Source organism: Nocardioides sp. (genome assembly GCF_036374615.1).
Taxonomy (GTDB): Bacteria; Actinomycetota; Actinomycetes; order Propionibacteriales; family Nocardioidaceae; genus Nocardioides.
Map to the genome: position 1 here is coordinate 1 of NZ_DASUTK010000042.1, position 6,369 is coordinate 6,369.

Here is a 6,369-nt window from a genome sequence, read left to right on the forward strand (position 1 = left end):
CGTTGGGCGCCAAAGCCGTCCCGGCCGGCCCCGGTGAGGAGCCACTACAGGTCACCCAGGGAAAGGTCGCCGCCAACGGCACCGTGACGATCCACCGCACCCGCGTCGGGATCGGACGAACCCACGCGGGCAAGACCGTGACCCTGTTCCGCCGCGCCCACCGCGTCACCGTCTTCGACGGCAACAGCCTCATCGTCGAGTTCGACCTGATCTCCCGATCCGGCTACCAGTCAGCCAACCCATCGACTACAAAGGTGTCCGCGAAGTCCTGAGACATATGTGTCCGCGATGTCCTGAGACACAACAGTGCGCTACAGCGCACTCTCAGGCACACGCCGCGGTCAGGGCTGCGGTCCGGGCCCGGGGGAACATCTCGATTCAGTGGATTGTTCTGGTCGGTGGCAGAATGCCTCCATCCCGCTTCCGGTTCACGCCGTCGCGCTCCGCGCTCGGCGACCCGGCGAGCCTTGCGAGAGGACACCATGAAGAAGGACATCCACCCGGACTACGTGACCACGCAGGTCACCTGCGCGTGCGGCGCGTCGTTCACCACGCGCAGCACTGCCGCCAACGGCGTCATCCACGCCGACGTGTGCTCGCAGTGCCACCCGTTCTACACGGGCAAGCAGAAGATCCTCGACACCGGCGGTCGCGTCGCCCGGTTCGAGAAGCGCTACGCCCAGGCCCAGAACAAGAAGTAGCTCAGCCTCCGGCGCCGGTCACCCTCCATGGTGACCGGCGCCGTGCTGTACCGGCCGGGGAGGGCCGTCCCCGGGCCCCGTCGATCCCACTGAGGAGCGCCCCATGTTCGAGGCCGTCGAAGGTCTCGTGACCGAGCGGCACGAGCTCGAGCAGCGGCTCGCCGACCCGGCGACGCACGCCGACCAGGCCGTCGCGAAGCGGCTGAACCAGCGCTACGCGGAGGTGTCGGCCATCGTCCGCGCCTGGGAGGAATGGCGCCGGCTCGGGGAGGACGCCGAGGCGGCACGAGAGCTCGGCGGGGACGACGCAGCCTTCGCCGCGGAGGCCGAGACCCTCGCCGAGCGCCGCGACGCCGCGGAGGAGCGGCTGCGCCACTTGCTGGTGCCACGCGACGCGACCGACGCCAAGGACGCGCTGCTCGAGGTCAAGTCCGGCGAGGGTGGCGAGGAGTCCGCACTCTTCGCCGGCGACCTGCTGCGCATGTACACGCGGTACGCCGAGCGCCGCGGCTGGACGACCGAGGTGCTCGACGCCACCGAGTCCGACCTCGGCGGCTACAAGTCAGTCACCCTCGCGGTCAAGGCGCGCGGGGTGAGCGAGCCGGGGCAGGCGCCGTACGGCCTGCTGAAGTTCGAGGGTGGCGTCCACCGCGTGCAGCGGGTCCCCGTCACCGAGTCGCAGGGCCGGGTGCACACAAGCGCCGCCGGCGTGCTCGTGCTGCCCGAGGCCGAGCAGGTCGACGTCCAGGTCGACGAGAACGACCTGCGGATCGACGTCTTCCGCAGCAGCGGTCCGGGTGGCCAGAGCGTCAACACCACCGACTCCGCGGTCCGGATCACGCACCTGCCGACCGGCATCGTGGTCAGCTGCCAGAACGAGAAGAGCCAGCTCCAGAACCGCGAGCAGGCGATGCGCATCCTGCGCGCCAGGCTGCTCGCGGCCGCCCAGGAAGAGGCCGACGCCGAGGCCAGCGAGGCCCGGCGGAGCCAGGTGCGCACCGTCGACCGGTCGGAGCGGATCCGCACCTACAACTTCCCCGAGAACCGGATCTCCGACCACCGCACCGGGTACAAGGCCTACAACCTCGACCAGGTGCTCGACGGCGACCTCGACCCGGTGCTCGCCTCGTGCGTCGAGGCCGAGCTCGAGGCGCGGCTCGAGGCGCTCGAGTCGTGACCCCGCTGGAGCGCCGACGCACGGCTGCGGCCCTGCTCGAGGAGGCCGGGGTCCCCTCGCCGGCGTACGACGCGGACGCGCTGCTCGCCCACGTCCTCGGGATCGAGCAGCCACGGCTCGCGCTCGTCGAGCACGTCTCGGAGGAGCAGGCCGCACGCTTCGAGACGCTGGTCGCGCGCCGCGCACGGCGCGAGCCGTTGCAGCACCTGCTGGGCCTCACGGGCTTCCGGTACGTCGAGCTGGCGGTCGGTCCCGGCGTCTTCGTGCCGCGGCCCGAGACCGAGCTGCTCGCCGGCTGGGCGGTCGAGCGGGCCCAGGAGGTCGACCACCCGGTCGTGGTCGACCTGTGCACCGGGTCGGGAGCCATCGCCCGCGCGGTCGCCGACGAGGTGCCGGCGGCGAGCGTGCACGCCGTCGAGCTCGACCCGGCCGCCCACGCATGGGCGCACCGCAACCTGGCCGGCACCGGTGTGGACCTGCGGGTGGGCGACATGGCCGAGGCGTTCGAGGACCTGGTCGGCCAGGTGGACGTGGTCACCTGCAACCCGCCGTACATCCCGCTCGACGCGTGGGAGTCGGTCGCCCCGGAGGCCCGCGACCACGACCCCCACCTGGCGCTGTTCTCCGGAGACGACGGCCTGGCTGCGCTACGGGTGGTCGCGGCCCGAGCGTCGCGGCTGCTCCGACCGGGCGGCTGGGTCGGGGCGGAGCACGCCGACGTCCAGGGCGAGAGTGCGCCGGCGGTGTTCGCCGAGGCCGGCTGCTTCCGCGACGTGCGCGACCACGACGACCTCGCCGGGCGTCCGCGCTACGTGACGGCGCGGCTGGCACGATAGGCGGGTGACAAGCGCGCAACGGCTGCCGACCGGCACTGACGAGGAGCGCGAGGAAGCCGTTGCCCAGGCCACGTCGGCCGTGCAGCGCGGCGATCTCGTGGTCATCCCGACCGACACCGTGTACGGCATCGGCGCCGACGCATTCGACCCCGACGCCGTGAAGGCACTGCTGGCGGCGAAGGGACGGGGCCGGAACATGCCACCGCCGGTGCTGGTCAGCGCCGCGACCACGATCGACGCACTGGCCACCGACCTGCCCGGCTACGCGCGCGCCCTGATCGACGCGTTCTGGCCCGGGCCACTGACCCTCGTGTGCCGCCAGCAGCCGTCGCTGCAGTGGGACCTCGGCGACACCCGGGGCACGGTCGCGGTGCGGATGCCCGACCACGAGGTCGCCCTCGCCGTCCTCGAGCGGACCGGACCGCTCGCCGTGAGCTCGGCCAACAAGAGCGGGAGCCCGGCTGCGCTCGACGCGACCGAGGCTCTCGACCAGCTCGGCGACGATGTGGCGGTGATCGTCGACGCCGGGCCGGTCAGCGCAGGCGAGGCGTCGACCATCGTCGACGTCACCACCGACCGAGGGCGCGTGCTGCGCAGTGGTGCGCTGTCGGTCGACCGGCTCAACGACGTGCTGGCGCCGCTCGGCGCGACCGTGATCGACGACGACGAGGGATGACCGGTGCGTGAGTACCTGCTGGTCTTCCTGGTCTCCGCAGCCGTCACCTACCTGCTGACGGTGATCGCCCGGGAGATCGCCCTGCGGACCGGGGCGGTCGCCGAGGTCCGCGACCGCGACGTCCACGCCGAGCCGATCCCGTACCTGGGCGGGCTGGCGATGCTGGGCGGGCTCGTGGCGGCGTACGTCGTGGGCAGGGAGCTGCCGTTCCTCTCCAGTGCGGGCACCTTCGTCTTCCAGGACGCCGGGATGGTGATCCTGGCCGGGGCGATGGTGTGCGGCGTCGGGGTGCTCGACGACCTCTTCGAGCTGGACTGGCTGACCAAGCTCGGCGGTCAGGTGATCGCAGTCGCGTTCCTGATCTGGTCCGGGATCCAGCTGCGGTTCATCCCGACCGCTCAGCAGGAGTTCTTCTCCCTCGACGCGGCCCAGGGGGCGCTGCTGACGGCGGTGCTGGTGATCGCGACCGTCAATGCGGTCAACTTCGTCGACGGTCTGGACGGGCTCGCGGCAGGCGTGGTCGGCATCGGCGCCGCCGCGTTCTTCGTGTTCTGCTATCAGCTCGCGAACCTCAACGCCGTCACCCTCGCCACCACTGGAGCGTTCCTCTCGGCCGCCCTGGCAGGGGCGTGCGCCGGCTTCCTGCCGCACAACTTCCACCCGGCCCGGCTGTTCATGGGCGACAGCGGCTCGATGCTGCTGGGACTGGTGCTCTCGGCGTCCGCGCTCACCCTGACGACCCAGTTCAGCGGTGCCGAGCTCTCCCGGGGCGGAGCCGGCAGCGACGTCAACCCCGCTGCGTACTTCCTGCCACTGCTGCTCCCCATCTCGATCCTGATCGTCCCGTTCGCCGACCTGGTGCTCGCGGTCGCGCGTCGTGGCTGGGCCGGCCGCTCACCGTTCTCACCCGACAAGCAGCACCTGCACCACCGGTTGCTCGAGATCGGCCACAGCCAACGGCGAGCGGTGCTGATCATGTGGCTGTGGGCCGGGCTGATCGGGTTCGGCACCGTGCTCGCCAGCCTGTACACGGGCACGCTGATGTGGGTGTCGCTCGCCGGCGCGGCCGCGGTGACCGTCGCGCTCACCTTCCTGGTGCCCGTCGTCCAGACGCCGCACCTCAGCCACAGCGACGACTGACGAGCGGACCGTGCGCCGGGTGGGACGAGGAGAGTGGTTTTCGGGCCTTCCGGACCTTGTGATACCTTTCACAAGCACCCTCCGAACGCCACGACAGGACGGCCGCCACCGATGACGACCGCACGCCGCGACACCCGCTCCCAGGGCCGCTTCTCAGGCCCTGTCAGGGCCTCTGCCCCCGGGTTCGTCGGGCCCCGTGGCTGTGGTAGTTTCGCGCCGTCGTCGGTCCTGGACCGGTGGGCTTCCCCCATCACTCCGTCGAGTACCCACAGGGTCGACGCACCCCGTCTCCGGGGTGACCTGCCCACGACCGAAAGCGACCCGGGTGAATGGCCGATGAGCGCTCCGATGCCGCCCACCCTGATCAGGGCCCTCCCGATCAAGCCCCTCCCGATCAAGCGCTGCGCGGACGCGACCTCATCGGCCTCGGCGCCCTCCTGGTGGGTTCGGTCGTCCTCTGCACCGTCATCGGACTCCTGCTCGACCGCAGCCTCGACTCCGCCCCGTTGTTCACCGTCATCGGCGTCGGGGTCGGCATCGCGCTGGCGGTCGTCGGGTTCTGGCTCCGGATCCGCTCCGCACTTCAGGAGTGAGGCATGACCATGACCTCCCCCAACCCTCCCGCGATCAACCCTGGCGAGCGCGCCAGCATCGGTCGGGTCGTCAAGGACCAGCGCAAGGCGATCCTGGTGGCCCTCGGCTTCGCGATCGCGGTCTACTGGATCGCCGGTCAGTTCGGCGAGTGGACCCTCGCGGGCTGCATCGCGGGCGGCATCGGGCTCGGCCTGGTCAACCACCTCGCCACCGAGTACTGGCTGCTCCGCATCATCACCTCGGGTGAGCAGCCGACCCGCAGCGAGATGGTCTTCGCGACCGTCGCCCGGCTCACCGTGCTCACTGCCGTCGCCGTGGCCATCGCCGTCGTGTTCTGGCCCGACGGCATCGGCCTGCTGCTCGGACTGGCCATCTTCCGGTTGGTCGCCCTCATCATGACCAGCGTGCCTCTGCTCAAGGAGTTGAGAAAGCCATGATCAGTCAGCTGACCCTGGTGGCCGCGGACGGCGGCTCCGAGGAGGAGAGCTCGATCGAGATCGGCCACCACGTCCTCTGGGAGTGGAACGGGATGACGTTCCACCTCGACACGATCTGGGCGACAGTGATCGCGGGCGCGATCGTGGTCGGACTCGGCTTCGTCGCCCGCCGGCAGCTGACCAAGGACACCGACGACCACGTCCCCACCAAGCTGCAGCTGGCGTGGGAGACCCTCGTCAACTGGGTCAGCAGCCAGGTAGAGGATTCCCTCGGCCGCGTCAACCGCACCGTCGTCGCGCTGGCGGTGGCCCTGTTCTTCTTCATCCTGATCGCGAACTGGTTCGAGATCATCCCGAGCGCCTGGAACGAGGACACCGGCCACGTGCTCCCGCCGCCCACCGCCGACACCAACCTGACCTACGCCCTGGCGCTGTTGGTCTTCATCGGGACGTGGATGTACGGCATCCGGGAGCGCGGCTTCGGCGGCTACTTCGGAGGGTTCATCTCCGGCTCGGTGGCCTCCAACAAGGCCGCGGACATCCCGGCCCGGGCGTTCTTCACCGTGCTGAACATCATCGAGGAGCTGATCAAGCCGGTGACACTCGCGCTCCGGCTCTTCGGCAACATCTTCGCCGGCGGCATCATGCTCGCGCTGATCGGGCTGCTGCCCGCCTACGTGTTCTGGGGCCCGACGGTCATCTGGAAGCTGTTCGAGCTGTTCATCGGCGGCGTGCAGGCGTTCATCTTCGCGCTGCTGACGATCCTGTACTTCGGGATGGCAGCAGCTGGGCACGGGGACCACGGCGA

At 70.5% G+C, this 6,369-nt stretch carries 9 protein-coding genes; all 9 read left to right on the forward strand.

Going from position 1 to position 6,369, the window contains the following annotated elements; translation table 11 throughout:
* A partial coding sequence (locus VFZ39_RS03565) for a hypothetical protein (protein WP_330864347.1) occupies positions 1 to 272 on the forward strand: 272 nt, incomplete at its 5' end.
* A 210-nt stretch (positions 273 to 482) separates the two neighbouring features.
* Complete coding sequence (rpmE, locus tag VFZ39_RS03570; protein WP_330864348.1) at positions 483 to 701, forward strand: 50S ribosomal protein L31; 219 nt, start codon at positions 483 to 485, stop codon at positions 699 to 701.
* 103 nt (positions 702 to 804) lie between these two features.
* Positions 805 to 1,878, forward strand: a complete 1,074-nt coding sequence (gene prfA / locus VFZ39_RS03575; RefSeq protein ID WP_330864349.1) for a peptide chain release factor 1 — start codon at positions 805 to 807, stop codon at positions 1,876 to 1,878.
* 5 nt (positions 1,879 to 1,883) lie between these two features.
* Positions 1,884 to 2,714 carry a peptide chain release factor N(5)-glutamine methyltransferase gene (gene prmC, locus VFZ39_RS03580; RefSeq protein WP_414690256.1) on the forward strand — a complete coding sequence of 277 codons (831 nt, stop codon included), beginning with the start codon at positions 1,884 to 1,886 and terminating at the stop codon, positions 2,712 to 2,714.
* Positions 2,715 to 2,718: 4 nt separating this feature from the next.
* Positions 2,719 to 3,390 (forward strand): L-threonylcarbamoyladenylate synthase, encoded by a 672-nt coding sequence (locus tag VFZ39_RS03585; protein ID WP_330864351.1) that lies wholly within the window; start codon positions 2,719 to 2,721, stop codon positions 3,388 to 3,390.
* Positions 3,391 to 3,393: 3 nt separating this feature from the next.
* Complete coding sequence (locus VFZ39_RS03590; RefSeq protein WP_330864352.1) at positions 3,394 to 4,530, forward strand: glycosyltransferase family 4 protein; 1,137 nt, start codon at positions 3,394 to 3,396, stop codon at positions 4,528 to 4,530.
* Positions 4,531 to 4,859: 329 nt separating this feature from the next.
* Positions 4,860 to 5,123, forward strand: a complete 264-nt coding sequence (locus VFZ39_RS03595) for an AtpZ/AtpI family protein (protein WP_330864353.1) — start codon at positions 4,860 to 4,862, stop codon at positions 5,121 to 5,123.
* A gap of 3 nt (positions 5,124 to 5,126) precedes the next feature.
* Entirely contained in the window at positions 5,127 to 5,561 is a 435-nt protein-coding gene (locus VFZ39_RS03600) for a hypothetical protein (protein ID WP_330864354.1), read from the forward strand.
* On the forward strand, positions 5,558 to 6,369 hold an 812-nt coding region (atpB, locus tag VFZ39_RS03605), incomplete at its 3' end, for a F0F1 ATP synthase subunit A (RefSeq protein ID WP_330864355.1). The genes VFZ39_RS03600 and atpB, both read left to right, overlap by 4 nt.